The sequence below is a fragment of the Tenacibaculum sp. AWR4_210 genome, assembly GCF_056160945.1.
The window spans coordinates 303,150-324,698 of sequence record NZ_JBSWYF010000002.1; the positions used below are offsets into that span (position 1 = coordinate 303,150).

A 21,549-nucleotide genomic window follows, 5' to 3' on the forward strand; every position below is an offset into this window, starting at 1 on the left:
TGGTTAGCATGAGTTGTTTTCTGTGGTTTTTTATAAAACTTTATCAAGAGGAGGAGGTGGATTTCTAAAGAATTCTTCTTTTTGTATGTTAATACTACTCACATTGTTTAAATGTATTTTCATGATTTTCGCTCTCTTCATGGATTCTTGGTTTAATGAAATGATTTTTTCTCCAAGTTCTCTTGCCTCTGCGATCAAACTTTTAACTTCGGAAGCCATGTGTTTTGCCTTTTGTAAATTCTTATGCATTTTGGTTGCCGTTGTGTTAGTTCCTCCAAAGAAAGTTTTCATGTTTTGGAAGAATGTTGGAGTGTTTGTTTCTTGTAGCTCTTTAATTTCCTCTGTCATTGTTGTGATTAGTTCTAGTTTTTCTGAACGTTCACTAATAAGTTGAGAAACTTCTACTTGAATCTTTTCTAATTCATTGTTATTTATCGTGAGCTTTTGAAGTGCTTGAACTTCATCTTCTGCTTTTTGAGATAGGTCTAATCCATGCTCTTTACCTGGTTTAAAAGCTGCCCATTCATTTTGATAGGTTTCCCATGGTGGAGCGACTTCCTTTTGTTTGACGTAGAATTTTACATGTTGGCTGATATCTTTATCATGCCAACTGTTTCTTACAAATCGTAATTCTCTAGAGGTAAAAGATGATGACTTTCCACTTGCAATATTGTGTTGTATCTTGTTGGTGTTCAATTCATCCAATACGAAATGGACGTTGCGTCCTTGTTTTGCTGTCAACCAGATTCCAAATTTACAAGCGGCGGCAATTCTAACTCGATTTCCCTCCTCTTCCGAACCATGCGGGAATTTGGGGGCTAAGTAGCGATGTATATAAAAGATAAAATCTCTATATGCTGTATTGTCTTTAGCGATGTCAGGGGTTTCATCAACAGCGTTTCCATACGAACTTCCTTTTTTGGTTCCTAGGAATAAATCGTTCATGAAATCGGCAATCAATGGTTCATCGAGTTCTGGTTTTGCTACGATCGAGTCGCCATCCATACTGCTGAAAGCTCTATTCATAGCTCCTAGTTTAGGTTCGTAATTAAGTCGATCCTTATAGGTTCCATATATCAAGTCGTTCTTCTTCTTTCGATACTGATCTCCGGGTTTACGTTGAATTGGTTGTTGGTTGAGCGTAGTGGTTTTTAGTTGGGTGGTTTCAGGGGTGCCGCTGAATTCCATTGCCTTAGCTCCCATGATGTCAGCTTCTCTTTCTAGTCCGCTATCGTCATTAATAGGGACTTTTTCTTTAAATTGTCTTGTGGGAGTTACTCTACCTTGTTTTTGTTGAACCACGTGCCAGGCTTCATGTGCTAAATGTTTTTCTTGACCTGGTCCGAGGTAAATATTACTGCCTTGAGCATAGGCGTGTGCTTGCAATTGCGCTGGTTTGTCAGAGTTTCTATGTACTTTAACATCGTCCATGGCATAACCAGAGAGATTTTCAATACCAGACTTTAGTTGATCTGGTAGTCCCGTCCGATTTTCCTGACGTTGAACGGTGCCTGTTTTTGCATCTGTATATTGGTCTGCCATTGATTGCAGTTGGGCGGCGTGTTTGCTTTGGCTACTTTCATCTGCCATTTGCTGTACTACGCTATGGGTAGTTGATTTGACCCTCTTATCGTTAAATTGATATGTAGGGTTGTTTTTAGTACTGTGTAGCGATTGGGGATCCTTGGCTAACAGTGTTTTACTTTCTTTTGTTTTTTCACTTCGAGCGTTCATATTCGTTTCATTTTTTCGTTGGCTATAGAGCACAACCTTTTAGGGTAACGGTACTTAGGGGGTGTTACCAATTAGTACTAGAACGTAGTAGGTGTTCTATTATAGGGATAGAATAAATTAAAGTTACAAAAATATCTGATAATTCTTCTAGAAAAGAGAAGGAATAAAAACACCCTACCGAAAGGGTTGGTAAGGTGTTTTCAATGTTTATTGGATGCTCGTTAAGATTTTGGAATGCAGCGAGTGATGGTGATTTTGTTTTGCTTCAGTTGAAGTTCAACGAAATTTCCTTCTGTAAACCCTAGTTCTCTGAGCCACTTGCCTACAAGGCGGATTTCAGGAACTTTGATTAGCTTATAACGCGATCGCGGTTGGTATTGAGTTGCAATTTTTAACTGGCGTACATCATTTTTTGAGTTTTGTTTAGCTGCTGTTTTTAACTGAGGAAGTCTTTTTCTTGAATCCTTTTTTTGTTCATTGTCCGAAGAGCAGTTCTTTGTTTTTGTCTTTTTTGTTGGTTGTTTTAGATACGGTTTAGCTTCTTTTGATAGTTGCTGACTACTTTTTTTAGTCTCTTTTTGTACAAGCTGCTCTTCTCGTATTACTTGAAGCCCACCTTTTATAGCTTCTTTTTGTACATGCTGCTCTTCTCGTATTACTAGCACTCCATCTTTTTGTGGGTGTTGCTCTTCTTGTATTACTAGCACTCCATCATTTTGTACAAGCTGCTCTTCTCGTATTACTTGCAACCCATCTTTAATAGCGTTTTTTTGTGGGTACTGCTCTTGTGGCCTATCTTTTAGTGCGTGCTGCTCTTCTTGCATTACTTGCAGCCCGTCTTTTATGGTGTCTTTTTGTGGGTGCTGCTCTTCTTGCATTACTTGCAGCCCATCTTTTATGGTGTCTTTTTGTGGGTGCTGCTCTTCTTGTATTACTTGCGGCCTATCTTTTATAGTATCTTTTTGTGGGTGTTGCTCTTCTCTTATTACTTTCACTCCATCTTTATGTGCATGCTGTTCTTCTTGTATTACTTGCTGCCCCCCTTTTTTTGAGTTTTTCTTAATAGCCATTTTAGTCGTTTTTAGGTATTGCTAAGGTATGTTTATTAAGGCTGGTTTGTGTTCTGCATGAAACGTACAGAGGTTTTTATGGAATATCTGAATTTGGCTTACTGTTTTGTTAATTAGGTTGTTAAGGAGAGTAGGTTTTTAATGGCTAGGTCATCTTGAATTGTGGCTCCTTTTTCAGTAAATTGATGGGTAGTGGTTGGTTGGTGAGGGACCACCTCTAATATATCGTGAGTAAAGAGTAAATCCATATATCGCTGAATTTCTTTCACAGGGTTGTAAGTTGCCTTGGAAATTTCGAAGTGGGCAAAAGCGACAACTGATATGGGCTGTTTTCCATAATTAGAATGAACGTGTAACTCTCTAAACACCTGCTTTAATGTTGGGAAGTGGAATTGAGAGGTGTCGAGTGCTACTAATAAATCGTCGGTAGCAAGTTTTAAATCCTCTGCTGTTTTTGGAAGAGCGTATAATACCCATTTGAAAAAATATTGAATTAAGAGTAGGCGGTAGAGTTTTCTAATTTTGTATTCGTGCTGTTTTAAAGGGAGTACTGTTACTAAAAATGGGACAATAGCCTTGTCTTTACGCAGTTTTGTTACGATGTCTAAGGCTTTTTTTCGTCGCTGAATATAGTGTTCGTTGATCATGGGTTACCTGTACTTTTCAATCGAAGGTAAAAATAAAACAATTTAATACATTTAGTATTTAATATTACGATACTCGGTTTAGCATGGAAAGGGTATTCAGGGTACAATGTGCAATTATTAAAGGCCATAGGTTTCTCCCAAAACACACATAGGCAATCCCCATGAGTAAACCGATAATGGCAACGGTGATGGATCTCTCTGAGAGGTTGTAGGAGTGTCTAAATCCGAAGATAGCTGCTTGTAAGAGCACTGCGAGTACTGTGGCTCCTGTGGTGGAAGAAAAGGTTTTTTCTAACCATGTGATCAAAAAGCCTCTATCTAAGAGTTCTTCTAAAGCGGATTGTAGTAAAACAAAGGGCATGATCATAAAAAACTGGGACCAATTGTTTCTCAACGGTCCGAATTTATCAACAGCCGTAGCTTCTGAATGATCGGCGATGACTTCTAGGGCAAATTGGTCTTTTATGAGGTGGAATACGATCAAGCTTGCTGGGACAGCGATCAGGATGCCTAAAGTAATCAATAAGGTTTTTCCTAAATGCTCTGGTTGGGTCAAGCCTAGATCTTTCCAACGAATTCCTCTAGCGTGCATTCGCCACGTTGCGACCAGCAGGGTTGTTAAAGACCAAAATAATCCATTGGCAATAAAATGAAGGCGTTCAAAGTACAGTTCGCGAATCAGAAACATGACGGCAAGGTACAATGCACAGTCTACTAAGAAAGCCAATTGGTTTTTGTGGGTGTTGTTTGAAAATGAGTGGTTTGAAGGCATCTTTTTTATACTGTTTGACGTGTGGTGGACTTAAAAAGTTACAGCGTTGTACTATAAAAAAATGATTATTCGTGCCATACATGTGCTATGCATAGCCCGATCAATGAAAGATCAAAGGTTAAGGTGTTTGCGTAAAGGCCGTGTTATAGGTTTTTGCTTTTAGCAATTTCCAAGCATCCTATTGTGAGGGGCAGTGCCAAACGACTTTTTGGGAAGTACCGAATCAATTCTGAAGGAAGTCGGTGTTTTCGTATCGTAGAATATCGATTTCTGAGGAGATGTTTTTCAAAAAATCCTATTGAGTACGGGCCCTGAGGGGCCCATACTACTTATTTGATGTATTTTTCATATTCTATGACTACAGCACACTTATCGAAGGCTTTCGTAGGGTAGTAATCAGAATTTTTGTCATCTGTTTTTATGTGTCCTTTGAGTTTAACTTCTTCCAATAAATTCGTGTCTTTATTTCGCACGTACGTTAGTTGAATTGAAGAAAAACTAGGGCTGAGTACAGGGTGATCGTATTGATAGGTAATTCCTGTAATATTGTTCTGATTGAGTTTCCCTAGTTTATCTTGAATTATTGGATAATCACGGAACCCAATAAAGCCGGCAAGGGGAGCGTAATAGTTTGAGTTACTCCACTGTATACGAGGTGTATTGTCATAGGTGAAAGTCAACGTAGTGGTTTCGGTTACCTTTTTGTAGTTGATATATGATCGTTTGACTTCTGAGATGTTATTATTGGCATACGTGTAGGTTGCGTAGCGTTTTAGCGTCTTGTTTTTGTCAAAGCTTTCAATTTTTATCAACCTGTCGTTTTGGTAGTTGTAGGTTACAGAGTCGTATACTCCACTGGTCGTGTTGTTTGCGTACAGGTAAGTCCCATTCACTGTGTGGTGGGTAATTTTATTGTCTTTGATGAAAAATCTCTTGAGCTCATTGTATTTTACATTCGATAATCGATCGTCTACAACGACGAATTCAATAACTGCGTCTGAGGGGTAGCTTATTTCATAATCCCACATAAAGGAGTCAGCTCGTTGTATCTTACCTTCTTGGTTATAGTTAAGAATTAGGCCGTCATATGAAAACGGAACATCTGGTGTTTGGTAGCTAATACTCTTAAGACGTTTACTGTAATTAGGAGTTTCTTCATCATCTGCAGGGGCTTTTATAGGTTCGTTTCCTGAACAGTTTAGTAATAACGGAACTGCGAAAAGCAGTAGCATTCGGTTCATGTATTTCATGGTTCAATAGTAAATGATTGCGGTTAATTATTTGTTGGTGTAAGGGAAGTTCCCTTGATTAATTACAATTTTTTTGCAAAGATAACTTTTTTTAAATGCCTGGTTATTACGATTGGTTTTTACGGAATTAATGCGTCGTATGCTGGGATTTGAGGTTTAATTTTACCGAATGCAGCAATTGTTTGAGACGTTTTTCCGAATGCCATTGCCCTTTTAAATAGACTCCGATAACGGTCTGTGTATTTTCGATGTTTTCAAGAGGGTTTTTTGCAAGCATTATCAAATCTGCCAGTTTTCCTGCTTCGATAGTTCCGCTGTGGGCAACGTTGTTAAAGTATCTGGCAGGAACTACTGTGGCAGTTTTTAAGGTTTCATAGGTAGAAAGTCCTGATTGATGGAGTAGTGAGAGCTCTTTGTGTAAAGAAAATCCAGCCACAAAAAGGCCATAGGTGTCACTGCCAGCCATTAAAGGAACCCCAGCTTGGTGAAGAATGTGTGTAAACTGCTGTTGCCAATTAAATTCGCGTTGTAATCGAGCGAGTGATTCGAGGCTTGTAAACCATTTTTTGGAGCGGTAGTTAATGCTATCAGACATCCAGTAGTTTTTGTAGTTCTCAGGCAAGTACTCAAGACTTGGATCACTGTGCAGCTTTTTAGTTTTTTCGGGATTGGCATAGTTGCTAATCATGTCAAAGGTTCCCAATGTTGGTGAAACATAGACACCACTAGATTTTATTTGTTGAGCGATATTCTTAAGTTTTTTAGGAACCGTAAGGTGATGAGGTGGTATGATGTTCAGAAACTCTTCCATATGTGCTATCGATTTCATCCGCAGTGTATAACGCAAAGGAAGTCTACGTTGTCCGTGGCCAATAAGGGGTATAGCGGCCTCTTTGGCACTTTTCAATAATGCTAAATAGGTTTTTTTAGGGAGGTTGTCAGCTAATTTGATATAGTCATATCCTTTTGATTGGTGTTGGTTAACAATTTCCTGTACACTTTGTTGAGCGAAGTGCTCTCTTTTTAAATATGGACCGGCCGTATAGTAGTGCGGAGCGAGATATTCGTCGTTTTGAACTTGATTTTTAATTAGAATTTGGTCCTGACCAGGAAATTCGGCCATATTCCTAACCGAGGTAATCCCATTTGCAATAAGAAGTTTGAATTCGTTTTGAATATCATTTTGTTGATGAAAATGTGTTTCACACAATCCGGGAAGGATGTACGAACCCTTTCCGTCAATAATCGTTATTATCTCGTAGTCACAAGAATTTGAGTTCGGGGCTACTTGCAAAATTCGGTTCCCACGGATGAGTATTCGATAATTGAGAAGTAGGGTGTCTTTATACATGGGAATAACATGAACATTTTCAATAGCTGTAATTGGTTGTTGTGCCTGGCAAGTGAAAATAATTCCACAGAGTAGAATACTGATAAAGCTAAATAGAATTCGCATAGTTTGTCGAGTTTAATTTTTGACAAACCTATTAGATTCAGAGGGTTGAGGAGTGCAGAATTCGGAACTTTACATAAAATAGCACCTATTGATTTCGAAATTCCTTGGGAGTTAACCCTGTATGTTTTTTAAAATTCGCGTAGAAAGATGTTTTCGAATTGAAGCCGCACTCTAGCCCAATAGCGACAATGCTGTAGTTGGAATAAGTAGGGTCTTTTAGCAGTTGTTGTGTATCTTTTATACGATATGAATTGATAAAGTCAGAATAGCTTAAATGGCTGTTGTTTTTGATTACTTGAGTGAGGTAACTATTACTGATACCTATAGTATGTGCAAATTCATCACGGCTCAATTGTGGATTGTGGTGAATTTTTTCATGGTTTATTAAGAACAAAATTTGTTGGTAATAGTCAGAAGTGTCCGGTTTTCGGTTGTTTGATGCGTGTTGTTGCTTTTTTAAAACGCGAATTTCGTACTGTTCATTGGATAACTGTAATCGGTATAGACCGTGGTAGATGAGCCAGTATAGAAAAAGAGCGACCAAGTTTGAAATAGTTGTCAATGGAAGTTTTTCATTGTAAATAAAACGGTAGCTCTCCCAAAGAACTCCTAAAAAAATCAATATTGAAAAGTATAACCAGAGTTTACGAAGCCATAAAGTTCGTTCATTTTTAGTGGGTGAGGAACGATGAATGAGGAGGTAAATGTACACTGTGATAACCGTTGGGAACACGATGGATAATAAGCTGATAAACTTATAAAACAATGAACTGTGTTCTAGAATAACTGAAGGTAATTGGTACCAGTGAAAATGGATTCCTAAATAGAGCAGTAAATTGCAACTTGTTAGTATGGTAAAAGGAACGAATAAGATTTTAGTATTGCGGAAATCTGTCTTTGTCGCTTTAATAAAAAAGAGTGCCAAGGTGACCGGGTACAGAAATTGCCAAAGCCCAATGTCAAATATGTTCAGAATCCACGGAAAACTGTTGCGATCCCAAAACCAGTTGTTCAAACCAACAAGGGCAATGATGCCTAAGGTATAACCGAGAAATTTATTGGTGTCACTTTTAATAAATTTAGAATACAGGATAACTGCACTTAAAGCAAAGCAATGGGCGATTCCAACAAGCGAACTGATTTCTAGGATTTCGGAAATAACAGCGACCACAATACGATTTTTAAAGTTGTGAAAAATACTAATTAATGCTGAATTTTATAGCTGTGTCTCCCATAAATGCAGTATTAGATAGTGTGCTATTGATAGTTTTAGTAAAAACAAAACTAGTTCATAGCATTGCTGATGAACTAGTTATTGGTATGAATTATAAAATTTATGTGTTACGAAGGTACCGCTGAGGTTGCTTGTCTGTTAGCTTCTAGGAGTACTTCCAGTTCTTTTAAATTTTTTAAGCTATCTGTTCCGTAGCTTTCCTCTGAACGATCGATCCTAAGGAAACTCCAGTCCATAGATTTCGCCCCTTCAATATCAGATTTTAACGAATCTCCAATCATGAGAATTTCATGAGCTTTACACGCTACCTGATCTTCGACTAATTTGAAAATTTTAGGATCGGGTTTGGTGATTCCGAGATTACACGAAAAGAAACTCTGTTTAAAGTAGGTTTGTAGGCGATTGTCGTAAAAGGGTTGCTTGTACGGTGTTGCCAAGTTGGATATCAAGTACAAATCGTAGTGTTCTTTTAGCTTTTCCAATACTTTGTGTACTTCATGGTACACGCTCACTGAGGCTAATTCTTTTTCCAAAGCACTTTGATGCTCTTGGTAGAGCGTATAAAACTCTTCCGGAAACATATCAAACAATAATTTGAGATCTTTGGTCATTACCATATCCATATACTGCGCAAATTCAACACCGAAACCATTACTTGATTGTTTGTAGATATTCACAAAAAAACGCCTGGGAGTTTTTATGTGAATCAGTGTGCTGTAAAGGTCAAATACGAGTACTTTGTAGGTAGGTTTGTTCATTTTGAAGGGTGTGTTAGTATTAGGTGTTATATAAGCAATTTTGGCTCGCTATATTCGTGCTTTTTTCTGGTTTAAAAAAATGAAATCCTCATTTTTCTATTCTAATGCCTTTTAGTTGAACACCTTTCCACCCCATAAGTACATCAAAACTGCCTTCTGAATTTTCAATGAATTCAAAGGATTCTGCTTCTGTTGGATCATCAAAAAATACGGTTTCACTTTCGGCTTTTAAGCTAGCAATCTGTGTGCCTTCTTGCGAAAGTATAAGCCTTTTCTTGTCCGAGCTGATCACCAAAATTAAATTCCCCATATCCGGAAATACGTAAGAGCCCGTATAGGGTTCTAGCTGTTGTTCAGATAAATCAATTGCTTTGCGTGTTACTACCTGAGGAAGTGTGTATTCCTGGTCGTTTAAAATATTAGCAATGTCCGAAACCGTTTTTTGAAAGGGAATGGCGTCGTAGTTTGCTAGCAGTATAAAGTGGAAGTCGTTTTTTAAGTCTAAATACACCTCTGCTCGAATACCATCAGAACCGCCACTTTTTTCGATGATTGCCTGTTCATTTTGGAGTAAACTTGCAATGGGAGACTCTTTGAGGTGCGTTAAAAACTTGTGCAAATCGTGAGAAGTTGAAAAAAGACGTGCGGTTTTTAATTCGTTATCGTTGATATTTGGAACACGGAGGATGTTTTCATCATCTTTTTCGTGGTTCTTAGCCCACTGGTGTAAATTTAAGGAGTTTCCGAAGAAGTGTGCTCCTGAGTTTGTCATTTGTAAAGGAGTAAAGAGCTCGTCCTGTACAATTTGTGCAAACGGTTTTTGTGCTATTTGTTCGAGTATATAATAGACTATTTCATAAGCAATATTAGAATACTGTTTAGCACTACCCGGACTAAATTGAAGCTCTTGCTGTTTTGCTAAGTCCAAGATCTCTTTACTATTTAACGAAATTGCCGTCTTTTGTGTCTCCTCAAAACTTCTCGGTAAGCCTGAGCTGTGGTTTAAGAGCATTCCTAATGTAATTTTGTCTCCATTTGGAAAGTCAGGGATAAAACTCAATAGCGTATTTGATTTTTCTAACTTCCCTTCTAGCTCGTACTTCTCAACGATATAGCGAGCCATAAGCTTTGATATGGAATGAATATCAAATTGCGATTCAGTACTTACAAAAGTACTGCTCTGCGGATCGTTGTTTAAATTGTAAGCTTCACACATCAAAACTTTACCTTGTTCCATGACATAGAGCACTCCATTGAGTTTTTTAAGAGTATGAAGAGTATTGAAGTATGTTTCCAGTTCTTCACGGTGCGTACGTCTTTTTTTAGTCGCAGTGTTTGAACAGGTAAAAAAGAGACTGCTAAACAAGACCACAAGTAACCAGCGATTCATGTGTGTTTTACAATTTGTTATGAGGTTAGATTCTTAATTTCTGGTAATATACGTTTATATTTTGAGCTACTGAAATACAGGGGGTTATTTCGGGTTCTTTCTTCTTTTTCTTATGAGCTGAATGAAGGTGGTTACAGGAATTACAGCAAGTAGTAATAGTAAGAACAAGTCGTAATGCTGTTTGTTTGGTTTTTGGTAAACGTAGTAAAAAAAATACCCGTTGATGAGTAAGGTAGCCAATAGTGCTGTCCAAGTTTTGATATTGCGTTTAGAGACGGTTGAGCTGTGAATTACAAAGGTGTCTGAATAATAGTCATGTATCGCTCGTTCATTGTCTGAAACTGCAGAAAAGAGACTGATAAAACGAAGTAAATTGCGGAGACATAGTTGTCGTAAGGATGGGCGACTTCCTTGCCTGTTTACAACAGTACTTTGCGTTTGAAGTTTACCTAAGGTCTGTCCTAAAAAGTATTCCAACAGTAGGTAATAGCAAAATCTGACAAGATAGAATATCCCTATGGCTAAGAAGAGATTCTGATAGGTGATAAGAAGCACGCAAAGCGCCAAAAGAGATGACCAAAAAAGGTCGAGGGCAAAGTTTTCTCCTCGATGCTCTTCGCTGGCAAGTTGGAATTGAGGAAATTTGGTATTGGTAATTTTCATAAGACGAGCAATTGTATTCAAGAGCGAAGATAAGTACTCATGGGGTTATTTGAAAGTAGACCTAACTTGAAGTTTAACAGTATTATTAAGAGAATTTTAAGAGTTCCCAGTTGGGCTTCGCTTTGTAAAGCGGTATTTTTGAGGAGAATTCAAGGATGTAGTGATATTTAGAAGAGAAGAAGAAAATCTATGAAAGAAACTTTTTATTTCAAAAACTGGTCTTTCCGTTTTTTTATGGCGTTACTGGGAGTCAACTTGCTTAGTTTTGGCTGCCTGCTAAAGTTGGGGAGTTTTACTTGTGAAGCCTCACAATCGACCGTAAATAGTATCCTGATTTCTGGGCTGACCAACCTGTTTCTAATGGTTGGAATAGCCATGCTTTTTTTTAGTAGACTCAAAGGGGAAGCAAAAGATGTGAAATACTACGTATCCGTAGTAGGACACGCCTTATTCATCGTTTGGGTGTTCTATGCTGCCCTTATCCAATAAAGAGTAATAGGGGCGATGGTAGTCGGCCTTCAATACCTATCTTTGTAAAAAAGTTGTTGTGATGATTGTCCATGTTCGTTTATTGTATGAATTTCGAGATGAGATGGTTCCAGTGAGTAATGTCGAAGAAATTCGTTCGTTGCTATCAAGTATTCAAGAAGTACCTTCGTTTAATTTTATTGTGTATAAGGTGGGGCTAAAGCCCGTGTATCAATCATTGATCTTGGGATATTCTTCCAGTAGGTATAGCTTGCATTTCGATGATTATACAAATCCTCAATTCGATGGTATTGAAAATTCGAGTGTAGAGGATTTTTATTTTCATTTACATAGTCTTTTAGACCAGGAAGAGCCAGAACGTTGTCGAGATTTTTTTGAAAAGCTAACGCTGCGTAACAAGGAAAAGGAAAAAGAACGCCTAGTTGAGTGGAAAAAGAACTACCGTAAAACCCAACTTCAAGAGAAAAAACACCAAATAAAAAAGGGAATGTTCGTTGCCGTTGTTTTGGTATTGATGGCCATTGTTGGACTTTGGAAAACCGGCTATTTTAAGTTTTTATTGGAAGAAACAGTTGTGGTAAAGGCAGTTGTTTCGGATGTCGATTTAATTTATAATACCAGCTATATGGGAACAACCCAAAAGTTGAATTTTACTTATCGGGTTAATGAAAAGTACTTTGCGAATTCGGTAGTCATGGATCGGAGTGCTGGTAGGTGTTTCGAAGGAGATACTTTAGTTGTGAAGGTGTTGCGTGAGGATCCTAGTACTTTTGAGATTTTACGGCACATTGAAGGAGCTGAATAATGGAAAGTTCTGATGCGATTTTACGGGGAAGTGCAAACGCCGTTATTTGTATCCATAGGTCTAGAGGCCGTACGATAAGAAAAGACAACGATTTCACAGCAGGGCATTTTTTAGGTAGCAATTAGTCAAGGTACTGAATGAGAAATTGTAGTATCGTGGGTTTGTGTATCTTTGAGAACTTTTAAGGTGCTGTATGAATGGAACATTTCAGCAGTATATGTACGCTATTGATTATGAAAAAGAAACTAATTGCCCTGTGTTTATTTCTCACGGTAAGTCTAGCTCTACGAGCTCAGGACCTTGTCATTCCTCAAAACTTGACCTTGGAATCGCATGACGATTATATGAATACAGAAAAACTCGTCGTCCAATGCATTGATTGGTTACAACAAACTACTTTTGGAGAAGAAAAAGAGGAACGTAAAAAAGTTCAAAACTTTCTTTTGCGTTGGATGTCAGGTAGCCCTACCGTAACGATACAGATCAAGGAGGGACTTATTCCACTTGACAAGCCCGAAATCCTAATGGCCTTTATGCAAGGGTGGACCCGATATAGTTTGTTGCATAAAAAAGCTAGCAGCGTTGTTGATTGTGCAATGGCAGGCGTTGAGTACGCCCTCGATGTGTATAATAAAAACAAACATTACCTAGGAAGGCTGCGGCTTATGGAAAAGCTAATCGAGAGAAAACAAAAGCAGCAATTAAGAATTTTTATTGAAAGGAAATTTAAGTAATTATAGATGAATAGAAGCAATTTGAGGACCCTAGCATTAACATGTATTGCTATGGTAATGAGCGTCGCAATTTGGTCACAAGACACTGTGACTACTGGAGGAAAACAACTAAACATTCCCGGAACAAAGGTGTTTATCATTCCTCCAAGCGGGTTTCAGATAAGCAGTAGTTTTTCTGGACTCGTAAACAACGAGGTTGGAACGATTCAGATTATGGATTTAGATGGAGGGAGCTTTGATTCGAACGCTGCGAAATTTACGAAACAAGCATTGGAAAAAGGAGGATTAACCATCTTGGAGTACAAAGATTTTAAGCACGAAGGATTCGATGCGAAATGGGTGTACATGACGAAAGATATAAAATCAATGGCTTTGGTTTTTGGTGATGACAGTTTCAGCGTGTTGGCGATGGCGCTCATGAATACAAACGATGAAAAGATTATCAATGAGATAAAAGCAGGACTCTTAAGTATAACCTATCAAAAAGAACTAAAAGTTGACCCTTTCCAAAATCTGTTGTTTGAATTAGACGATTCACAAACAGCGTTGCAATTTGCGAAGAAAGCAGGTCCAGTATGGTTGTATAGTAAGCAAGGGAAACTCGAAAATATCGGTGGTGATCATCCGATGGTTATGGTCATGACCATTCCTATATCAGGATCAACAAACCCTAAGAGTGCTGTGACTTCTGTATTGAGTAGCTTGGAAGGAAAAGGTTGGTCAGATGCAAAGGTTGTGAGTGAAAGTACGGATCCTGTAAATGGTTTGGAGGGGTATACTACAGTGTTACAAGGAAAAATGAAAGGTAGTGACGTGTTGTTTTTTGCAGAGTCCGTAAAGGTGGGGGCAACCTTTGTGCTAGTGCAAGGCTTTTCTAGGAAGGACTTTAAGGAAGATCTAATCTTGTTTCAAGAACTGGCTAAAACCATTAAGGCAAAATAATAATAATAAAGACATATAATGGCTACTTGAAAAAGTGGCTGTGTTTAAGATTAAACGAACAAAAAAGACCGTTTTTACGGTCTTTTTTGATTAATTTTTAGTAGAAGATGAACTGGACTTGATTTTTCCCTCAAGCACGTCAATTACTGCTTTTTTGAGTTTTACATAGTCTACTTTTTCGGGAAACGTAGCTTCAAAAAAGGTATAATGTGTTTTTCCTTTATTCATTCCTAAAACGTATTTAGCTCCTTTAATCATGGAAACTGCAAAGGAGTGTTCCGTTTGAATTCTCGATTCAATATTTCCATCGCTATCTTTTATGTAGAAGAGGTGTTTGGTAAACAAGGAACCAGAATCGTCTGGTTCCGCAAATTTTTCATAGGCCATGATGTGTTTGTCTTGCCATTTAAATTGATCAAAACAAAACATAGTTTCAATATTAGTTCCTTGTAAAACTCCTTCTTTATATGCGTTGTACAGTTGTTTTTTATAGGTGGCTGCTTGCTGGTATTCTTTTTTAGCAAAGTGAATTTGTACGAGTTTCGCAACGGTTTCAAAGTCGTTAGGCGCACGTTCCAGAACTTCTTTAAAAGAAGATTCCGCTGGGTCATAATTTTCAGCGAGCTGTTCTAACAATCCGATATTATAGGCAATCTGTAGATATTCTTGACTGTTTTTATCAATGATGTTTCGTGCTTTATAGTAGGCCGTTAATGCCTTTTTAGATTCGTTTTTTTGATGATAAATAAGAGGAATTATACTAAATGCTCTCGGTTGCAGTGGCTTTAACGTAATTGCCTTTTCATAAGCAGCCAGCGCCTGATCAAAATTATTAGAAGCGTAGTGATTATCGCCAAGACCCACGTAGTAATGGGAGTTTTGGTCGTCGAGTTCAATGGCTTTCTCTAGTAGAGGTACTCCTTTTTGAGGAGTTCCCATGAAGTTGTAAGTGATTCCCTTGATGTAATAAGCATTCGCATACGTGCTGTCTTTCGCAAGAATTGTATTCATAAAATACAGGCATTTCTCATTGTTTTCTTTCATGAAATGCCCCATCCCAACCAAGTATAAAGACTTGTTGCTTAAATGTAATGAGTCTTTTTCATAGGTGATAAGTTCATCGTATTCCGATTGGTCGTACAGGGATTCGAGTTTTTTTTCAATGGCTTCCTGCCCATGGCTAACCGCGGTTGCCAGAGCAAAAGCTACCGTTACTAATAATTTTTTCATAGTGTATAGTTTAAGGTATTGCTAGCCATCGGTTAATGGTGGCTAACTTTGTTAGGGTATTTTTTGTAGTGATTTTTTGTTCTAGGTAGGCGAGAGTAATTTTGATTTCAGACTCGCTAAATTGTTGTCGTATCCACTTGACAAGCTCATAAACACTAGGATCCCAGTTGGCTATCAGTGATTCCATTAAAGGACTGAGATTCCGAGTGGTTTTTGGAGATCGTAAGGAAATTAATCTGCAAAAGTAAAATTGATCCGTATAAGGTAGATTTCGGTCGGTGTTGTTGGTTATGTACACTAAGCTATCGACAATAATTTCATCAGAGACCTTTGAAAGGGTTTTTTCTAATTGAAGCAGTCGTTGTTGGCCTATATGTGGAATCAAGTCAACGGAACGATAAAATTCAGTAATAAGAGTTTCTGATGAGTACGCAATATTCATAGTTTCTTTTTCAGTTTTATAGCTTGGTTTAAAGGTACAAAAATATCTGGAGTTATTGATGGGTGGACTTCGTTAAGTTTAAGCCAATTAACGGTACTTGTTGAGTTGTTTTGAGAGCTTTCTTAAGCGAAGTAATCGTCATCTTGGATATCAAAAGGAGGGTTTTGAATTAGTGATTTTGGTACATAGTGCTCCTCTTTTACCTGCTGATTGTGCGCAGGGCTGGAATACGAACAACAAACGTGTTTTTTAAGCTAAAACAATCTTAAAGTTGGGGATTATGAAGACGAAGACCAAGTTTCTTTTCATTGCGGAATGGTTTTTGGATTGATACTGCTATTCGATGGCTACAGGCCTTGGTCATCGTGAAATAGGAAATGAATTTGTTGGGCAATTTGGCGAGTCGTAACAAGCGGTTCTAAAAATCGTCTAATAGTTAAAAATGATTAGGAAAGTATGAAAGAAATTCCATTGAGTAAAAGAAAGTTAACAATACTATTGATTGGAGCTTTGACCTTAGTACTGTTGAGTATGGGGTTGTTGGTTGAAAAACCTGAGCTGTCGAGTACTATTATCGGAAATGTCTATTTAGTGCTAACAATAGGGTGGGCCGGACTTATTTTTTTCGGGTTAATAGCAGCAATTTGTGTCCAGAAATTGGTGGATACCAAAATGGGATTAGTGATCAGCGATAAAGGAGTAAATGATAATTCCAGTGGCTTGTCTTTAGGGTTAATCCGTTGGTCTGATATCGTTGAATTTAAGAAATTAGAGAAAGAAAATCAGAAGTTTGTCCTCTGTGTTTTAAAAAATCCAGATAATTATATAGCAAAAGTGTCGAACGTTTTGAAACGAAAGTCCTTGCAGTTAAACCAACGCCTTTATGGGACGCCTGTTCCTATATCGTCACAGGCACTTCAAATTGAGTTTGACGAGTTGTACTTGGCTCTCAATAAAGGCCTGACAACTTATAAGACCATGGATAATATTAGGTCCTAAGACCTGAGTATATTTTCAATTTTTTTACCACGTGCAAGCTCGTCTACTAGTTTGTCTAAATAACGCGCTTTTTGGGTAAGTGGATTCTGAATTTCTTCTGCGCGATATCCGCAAATAACCCCCGTTATTTTTGAACTATTAGGATGCAGGTTGGCCTTTTCGAAGAACTCGCGAAAGCTCAGTTTTTGGTCAATGGTGTTTTGTAGTTCTTCTTCTGTAAATCCTGTGAGCCAAAGAATAACACGATGCAGTTCCGCTTTGGTTTTTCCCTTCTTTTCTACTTTGCTCACGTAATGAGGATATACTGAGGCAAAGGTCATTTGAGCAATGCGTTCATCGTGATGACTGGTTGATTTCATAAGAGTTGTTTTTAAAACTCCAAGATACTGAAATTATACGAGTTTGCTAAAAGGTTAGTAGAGAGGGGACAACAACATAGCATGGGGGCTGGCTGTAGTAAAAGCCCAAAAGTATTTTGGGCTCTTAACTATTAGTTTTTGGAAAAGACTACAATTAGGGCAACGATTAGCAATCCGAGTAAGACCGCAAAGAAAATTTTCCAGAAGGAATAAGGGCGCTTTCCTGAAATCGCTCCCGTTTGACCGTTAATAAAAAATTTGTACGACTGACCGTTGTATTGATACGACGAAATGAAGACGGGTAAGAGGATGTGCTTGAAGGTTTCTTCCGATAACTGTACGTCAATTTGATGTACGCGCTGTGTGTCTCCTCCAATGTCTTGCTTTGCCCATCGCGTGGCGATGCGCTCTGCTTCATTTTTTGACTTTCGATGTCCGTCAGTAAGTGGCAAGGTGTACTTTTCTGTGATGTAACCTGCTAAGTATTTTGAATTAAACGGAACCAATGCCTTTAAATTCCAATGAGCAATTTTCTCAGGAATTTGATTATTGCGTTGTTTTGAGGCACTGATAAGCGTGTCGTCAACAAAGCCATTTACGTTTCCAGAGGCGGAGCGCCATCGGGTTTTTCGTACCTGTCTTGTTTTGGAAACGCTTTTTCCGTTTTCAGTGGTGGTATAGTGTTCCGTTTCGTAGTAGTAGGTTCCTTGTTCTCCGCGATAGCGTGCGTATAATTGGGCGTCGAAGGTCCAATAGGGAACGTAAAGTCCTTTGGTTCTTTGAGGGTCTAGGGCTGCTTTTTTGAGGTTGTTCGGAGCAAACCAAAGCCCGTTAACCCATTTTTTGAATACCTGATACGACTTTTGTTGGTCGAGCTGGAAAGGAAGAACTGCTCCAGGGAGTATCCATTCTTCGTTGTGCGCATCTTCAATAATCAAAGGTTGGCTACAATACACACAATGCAGTGATTTGTAGTTTTCTTCAATATGTTGATTGGCACCGCAGCTTTTACAGTGCAGCATGCTAATTTCTTGGGTGTGCGATTGGGATCCCATCTTTTCGAGATAGGGGTACAGTTCGAGTTCTTCGAAAGTACTCGTCTCTTCTATGGTTTCTTCATAACCACAATACTCACAACTAACTTCTGATGATCCGGGTTTGTAGGTAAGTTCCGCGCCGCAATTGATGCAAGGTTTTTTTTGCTCGGAACGCTTAATAGTTTCTGGGTTCATATATGATGATCATAGCAACCTTTCTCCTGAAGAGGAGAAAGGTGTTTTGTTGTCGTCTTGATTAAATATTTGGCAAAGGAGGTGGTATTGTTCCAAGTAAACTCTGTAGTTCAGGAACCGTATTTAAACTCGACCAGTTTGGCATCCCTTGCTTCCACACGAGGGTGTTGGCATTGATGGTTCTTGCCGCAAAAAGTGCTTTTAAATTTTCAAATGCTACCGGTCCAGCCTGCTGTCCGTTTACGGCATAGTAGTACTGTGTAGGTGTCGGAATTGGTGGAGGAGTTGCTCCTCCTGCTGGTGCTCCTGGATGTTGTGTGTTGCTGGTAGGTGCCGTTTGCTGTGGTTGCTGGTTGTACATATTTCCCATTTGCTGTGCCATCGCAAATCCCATACCCATGCCCATGCCTGCACCTGCGGTACCTGATTCATTGGCTGCCGCAATTTCCATGGCCTTTGCTGCTTTGAATTTGCTGAGTTTGTCTAAGTCGATTTTGTTTAATCTGCTGTATTCGAAAATCTCTTTCTTCAGCTCTTCAGGCATGGAAACATTTTCAATAAAAAATCGCTCTAAAGAAATTCCTACCGATTCAAACTCGGGTTGCAGTACTTCTAGGCAGGTATCCGAAAGTTCGTTAGTGTTCGCCGCGTATAATTCTATAGGTAAATTGGCCTCACCAATAGTGTCGGTAAAACGAGTGGAAATCAAACTTTTTAAGTGCTCGTTAATTTCGTAACTCGTAAATCTGCTATCTGTTCCTACGATGTCCTTGATAAATTTTCCCGCATCGTTGATTTTGAAAGCATAGGTTCCAAAAGCTCTAATTTCCACAAAACCGAAGCGGTCGTCATTTAAGGTTACTGGATTTTTAGTGCCCCATTTTTCGTCTGTAAACATGCGAGTACTCACAAAATATACTTCGGCTTTAAATGGGCTGTTAAATCCGTATTTCCATCCTTTTAGCGTAGTGAGGATAGGGAGGTTTTGTGTGTTGAGTACATAGGTTCCAGGGCTGAAAACGTCAGCAATCTGGCCTTCATTGACAAAAACTGCCATCTGACCTTCTCTAACGATGAGTTGTGCCCCGTTTTTTATTTCATTTTGATAGCGCTCAAAGCGATATACAAGGGTGTCTTTAGTGTCGTCAAGCCATTCAATGATGTCAATGAATTCATGACTGAGTTTTTTTTTGATTTCGTTAAATATATCCATGTCTGCACATTTTTTTTGCGTACACAATATAAGTATTTGTCAAGAGCAATTAGTTACACGAATTGTTAAAATATCTAGGAAGTGAGGTGAGGATCAATGTCGATTGAGTTTTTTGTTTTCTACTACAATATGTAATAGATTGCTTGTTTTGATGTTTTTTCGTAGCTTTAAACGTAATTACTGTGAAATGTGACTTTTTAAAAAATCAAGGGTCAGAGGTATAGAAGTAACGAACTTCTGTCGCCTTGGGAGAAAGGGCATGAGAAAGTAAGAAATTAATAAAAACGTTTAAAATTAAGAACATATGGGAAAATTTGAGATTTACAAAGATGCTAGTGCTGAATTTAGATTTCGCTTAAAGGCAGGAAATGGTCAAGTGATTCTTGCAAGTGAAGGATACGCTGCTAAAGCAGGGTGTGTAAATGGTATCGAATCGGTAAAGAAAAATGCTCCAAATGACGCTCGTTTTGATCGTCTAGAGTCGAAAAGTGGTAAGCCTTACTTCAATCTTAAGGCGAGCAACGGTCAAGTAATTGGTTCGAGTCAAATGTATGCTTCTGAAGATGCAAGAGATAATGGGATTGAATCGGTTAAGAAAAATGCTCCAGAAGCTGCAGTAGTGGAAATTGAGTAGTGAAAAACCAAAGTATAAAAAAAAGCAAGTCGGAAGACTTGCTTTTTTTTATACCCTAAAGGTCAATACCGGTTTGAGCACGTTTTTGGACAGGTTGAGTGATACACTTCCGTTAAAGAAACGGGAGAGACCACTTCGTCCGTGGGTAGCCAGGGCAATCATGTCTACATTTTCTTCTTCAGAAAAGTTTAGTATTCCCTCTTCTACCGTATTGTCATTATACACCCGAATAGCGTAGTTGTCGATGTCGTATTTAGCAATAAAATCCGCGACTTTCTTTCGTGAACTCGAAGTGCTTTCAAATTTTTGAGGTGTGTTGATTTTCAAGAAGTACAATTCCGATTCAAAGTTTTTGGCAAACTCCAGAAAACCTTCTAGGGCCTTCGCTTCGTCGTTTTCAAAAGTAGAGGCGAAAACCAGTTTTTCAAACTTAAAGTTGGCGTCCTCTTTTTTGGTTACCAAGGTCGGAATGTCTAAGCTTCTCACTGTTTTTTCCGTGTTTGACCCAATTAGGATTTCTTCCAGGGCGGTTTGTCCTTTGGATCCCATTACGATGAGGTCAGCACTGATTTTTTTTGCGTAATCTCTGATTCCTTCATAAGGGTTCTGAAATCTGATGGCGTGTTGAATATCGTCAAAAGTGTTGAAATACTGGTTTTTGAGGTCGATGAGCTTATCTCTAACCTTTCGAATGTACAACATACTTTCGGGAATACTGAAATTACTTCCAGCTCCCATATCAACGATCCCACGTGGTAGTTCAACCATGTGAAGAAGGTGCACTTCACTATTGGATTTTTTAGCAATTTTAGCGGCCAAAACACAGGCGTATTGCGAATGTTTTGAAAAGTCTACTGGGATGAGGATTTTGTTCATAAGATTTTGGAATTTAAAAGAGAGTAACCCTTTAAATATACGAAATAAATTACAGGGAAGCTACTTGTATATTCAGGAATAAGTTAGTATATTTGCAGTGAATTTAAACGAGTTAGTAATGAAGGGGACGTCAGTCCCCTCTTTTTATACCTAAAATGAATCAAGAGAGAGTAAAAGAATTATTGGAAGAAGCGTTACAGGAGAATGAATCATTGTTTTTGATTGATTTACAGTTTCTTGCTAATAATAAGATTAAGGTGATTGTCGATGGTGATTCAGGTGTTCCCTTGAGTGAATGCGTGCGCATAAGCAGAAATATCGAACACAATTTAGATAGAGAAGAGGAAGATTTTGCCTTGGAAGTTACCACTCCAGATATTGCGCATCCACTGCAGTTGAAGCGTCAATATGTGAAAAATATCAATAGAATTCTAAAGGTGAAAACTGCCGAAGAAGAATTCGAAGGAACTTTGGTAAGTGCTACTGATGAAGAGATTACTTTGAAGTGGAAAGCTAGAGAACCGAAACCTGTAGGGAAAGGAAAACACACTGTCGAAAAAACAGCGACCTTGACCTATGGAGACATAAAAGAAGCAAAAGTGAAGATTATATTTTAATTA

Annotated in this window: 23 protein-coding genes; 7 read left to right on the forward strand and 16 right to left on the reverse strand. The window is 38.4% G+C overall.

Going from position 1 to position 21,549, the window contains the following annotated elements; translation table 11 throughout:
• Nucleotides 1-30: 30 nt before the first annotated feature.
• From ACXAG7_RS04715 to ACXAG7_RS04760, 10 genes are all read right to left on the reverse strand, one after another.
• Nucleotides 31-1,734, reverse strand: coding sequence for an eCIS core domain-containing protein (locus ACXAG7_RS04715; protein ID WP_476666138.1), 1,704 nt, complete (start codon nt 1,732-1,734; stop codon nt 31-33).
• Nucleotides 1,735-1,955: 221 nt separating this feature from the next.
• Complete coding sequence (locus ACXAG7_RS04720; RefSeq protein WP_476666139.1) at nt 1,956-2,804, reverse strand: SymE family type I addiction module toxin; 849 nt, start codon at nt 2,802-2,804, stop codon at nt 1,956-1,958.
• A 113-nt stretch (nt 2,805-2,917) separates the two neighbouring features.
• Nucleotides 2,918-3,451 carry a hypothetical protein gene (locus tag ACXAG7_RS04725; protein ID WP_476666140.1) on the reverse strand — a complete coding sequence of 178 codons (534 nt, stop codon included), beginning with the start codon at nt 3,449-3,451 and terminating at the stop codon, nt 2,918-2,920.
• Between the two features lie 64 nt (nt 3,452-3,515).
• Nucleotides 3,516-4,223 (reverse strand): CPBP family intramembrane glutamic endopeptidase, encoded by a 708-nt coding sequence (locus ACXAG7_RS04730; RefSeq protein WP_476666141.1) that lies wholly within the window; start codon nt 4,221-4,223, stop codon nt 3,516-3,518.
• A 329-nt stretch (nt 4,224-4,552) separates the two neighbouring features.
• On the reverse strand, nt 4,553-5,473 hold the full coding sequence (locus ACXAG7_RS04735) for a hypothetical protein (RefSeq protein WP_408042047.1): 921 nt from the start codon (nt 5,471-5,473) through the stop codon (nt 4,553-4,555).
• A 127-nt stretch (nt 5,474-5,600) separates the two neighbouring features.
• Nucleotides 5,601-6,929: an amidohydrolase family protein gene (locus ACXAG7_RS04740; protein WP_476666142.1), complete on the reverse strand. Its 1,329-nt coding sequence runs from the start codon at nt 6,927-6,929 to the stop codon at nt 5,601-5,603.
• Between the two features lie 85 nt (nt 6,930-7,014).
• On the reverse strand, nt 7,015-8,100 hold the full coding sequence (locus ACXAG7_RS04745; protein ID WP_476666143.1) for a helix-turn-helix domain-containing protein: 1,086 nt from the start codon (nt 8,098-8,100) through the stop codon (nt 7,015-7,017).
• 170 nt (nt 8,101-8,270) lie between these two features.
• Nucleotides 8,271-8,921, reverse strand: coding sequence for an HAD family hydrolase (locus ACXAG7_RS04750; RefSeq protein WP_408042050.1), 651 nt, complete (start codon nt 8,919-8,921; stop codon nt 8,271-8,273).
• Nucleotides 8,922-9,009: 88 nt separating this feature from the next.
• Entirely contained in the window at nt 9,010-10,311 is a 1,302-nt protein-coding gene (locus ACXAG7_RS04755; RefSeq protein ID WP_476666144.1) for a serine hydrolase domain-containing protein, read from the reverse strand.
• Nucleotides 10,312-10,395: 84 nt separating this feature from the next.
• Nucleotides 10,396-10,974, reverse strand: coding sequence for an RDD family protein (locus ACXAG7_RS04760; protein ID WP_476666145.1), 579 nt, complete (start codon nt 10,972-10,974; stop codon nt 10,396-10,398).
• A gap of 189 nt (nt 10,975-11,163) precedes the next feature.
• Between ACXAG7_RS04760 and ACXAG7_RS04765 the strand changes: the two genes are divergently transcribed.
• The 4 genes from ACXAG7_RS04765 (at nt 11,164) to ACXAG7_RS04780 (ending at nt 13,944) form a co-directional block, all read left to right on the forward strand.
• Nucleotides 11,164-11,463 carry a hypothetical protein gene (locus ACXAG7_RS04765; RefSeq protein WP_476666146.1) on the forward strand — a complete coding sequence of 100 codons (300 nt, stop codon included), beginning with the start codon at nt 11,164-11,166 and terminating at the stop codon, nt 11,461-11,463.
• 61 nt (nt 11,464-11,524) lie between these two features.
• Nucleotides 11,525-12,268 (forward strand): hypothetical protein, encoded by a 744-nt coding sequence (locus ACXAG7_RS04770; RefSeq protein WP_476666147.1) that lies wholly within the window; start codon nt 11,525-11,527, stop codon nt 12,266-12,268.
• Between the two features lie 233 nt (nt 12,269-12,501).
• Nucleotides 12,502-13,002 carry a hypothetical protein gene (locus tag ACXAG7_RS04775; RefSeq protein WP_476666148.1) on the forward strand — a complete coding sequence of 167 codons (501 nt, stop codon included), beginning with the start codon at nt 12,502-12,504 and terminating at the stop codon, nt 13,000-13,002.
• Nucleotides 13,003-13,008: 6 nt separating this feature from the next.
• Complete coding sequence (locus tag ACXAG7_RS04780; protein WP_476666149.1) at nt 13,009-13,944, forward strand: hypothetical protein; 936 nt, start codon at nt 13,009-13,011, stop codon at nt 13,942-13,944.
• Between the two features lie 90 nt (nt 13,945-14,034).
• On the opposite strand, the gene ACXAG7_RS04785 is transcribed toward ACXAG7_RS04780, so the two are convergent.
• Both ACXAG7_RS04785 and ACXAG7_RS04790 read right to left on the reverse strand, forming a co-directional pair.
• Nucleotides 14,035-15,174 carry a tetratricopeptide repeat protein gene (locus ACXAG7_RS04785; RefSeq protein ID WP_476666150.1) on the reverse strand — a complete coding sequence of 380 codons (1,140 nt, stop codon included), beginning with the start codon at nt 15,172-15,174 and terminating at the stop codon, nt 14,035-14,037.
• 10 nt (nt 15,175-15,184) lie between these two features.
• Nucleotides 15,185-15,616, reverse strand: a complete 432-nt coding sequence (locus ACXAG7_RS04790) for a hypothetical protein (RefSeq protein WP_476666151.1) — start codon at nt 15,614-15,616, stop codon at nt 15,185-15,187.
• Nucleotides 15,617-16,072: 456 nt separating this feature from the next.
• Between ACXAG7_RS04790 and ACXAG7_RS04795 the strand changes: the two genes are divergently transcribed.
• Nucleotides 16,073-16,615, forward strand: coding sequence for an STM3941 family protein (locus tag ACXAG7_RS04795; RefSeq protein WP_476666152.1), 543 nt, complete (start codon nt 16,073-16,075; stop codon nt 16,613-16,615).
• On the opposite strand, the gene ACXAG7_RS04800 is transcribed toward ACXAG7_RS04795, so the two are convergent.
• The 3 genes from ACXAG7_RS04800 to ACXAG7_RS04810 form a co-directional block, all read right to left on the reverse strand.
• Nucleotides 16,612-16,974, reverse strand: coding sequence for a DUF2200 domain-containing protein (locus ACXAG7_RS04800; protein ID WP_476666153.1), 363 nt, complete (start codon nt 16,972-16,974; stop codon nt 16,612-16,614). The genes ACXAG7_RS04795 and ACXAG7_RS04800 overlap by 4 nt on opposite strands.
• A gap of 131 nt (nt 16,975-17,105) precedes the next feature.
• Nucleotides 17,106-18,206: a TFIIB-type zinc ribbon-containing protein gene (locus ACXAG7_RS04805; protein WP_476666154.1), complete on the reverse strand. Its 1,101-nt coding sequence runs from the start codon at nt 18,204-18,206 to the stop codon at nt 17,106-17,108.
• Nucleotides 18,207-18,267: 61 nt separating this feature from the next.
• Nucleotides 18,268-19,419: an SPFH domain-containing protein gene (locus ACXAG7_RS04810; RefSeq protein ID WP_476666155.1), complete on the reverse strand. Its 1,152-nt coding sequence runs from the start codon at nt 19,417-19,419 to the stop codon at nt 18,268-18,270.
• A gap of 304 nt (nt 19,420-19,723) precedes the next feature.
• On the opposite strand from ACXAG7_RS04810, the gene ACXAG7_RS04815 reads away from it, so the two are divergent.
• Complete coding sequence (locus ACXAG7_RS04815; protein WP_408042063.1) at nt 19,724-20,053, forward strand: YegP family protein; 330 nt, start codon at nt 19,724-19,726, stop codon at nt 20,051-20,053.
• A 48-nt stretch (nt 20,054-20,101) separates the two neighbouring features.
• On the opposite strand, the gene ACXAG7_RS04820 is transcribed toward ACXAG7_RS04815, so the two are convergent.
• Nucleotides 20,102-20,929, reverse strand: coding sequence for a universal stress protein (locus ACXAG7_RS04820; RefSeq protein ID WP_408042064.1), 828 nt, complete (start codon nt 20,927-20,929; stop codon nt 20,102-20,104).
• Nucleotides 20,930-21,084: 155 nt separating this feature from the next.
• Between ACXAG7_RS04820 and rimP the strand changes: the two genes are divergently transcribed.
• On the forward strand, nt 21,085-21,546 hold the full coding sequence (gene rimP, locus ACXAG7_RS04825; RefSeq protein ID WP_408042065.1) for a ribosome assembly cofactor RimP: 462 nt from the start codon (nt 21,085-21,087) through the stop codon (nt 21,544-21,546).
• Nucleotides 21,547-21,549 lie beyond the last annotated feature (3 nt).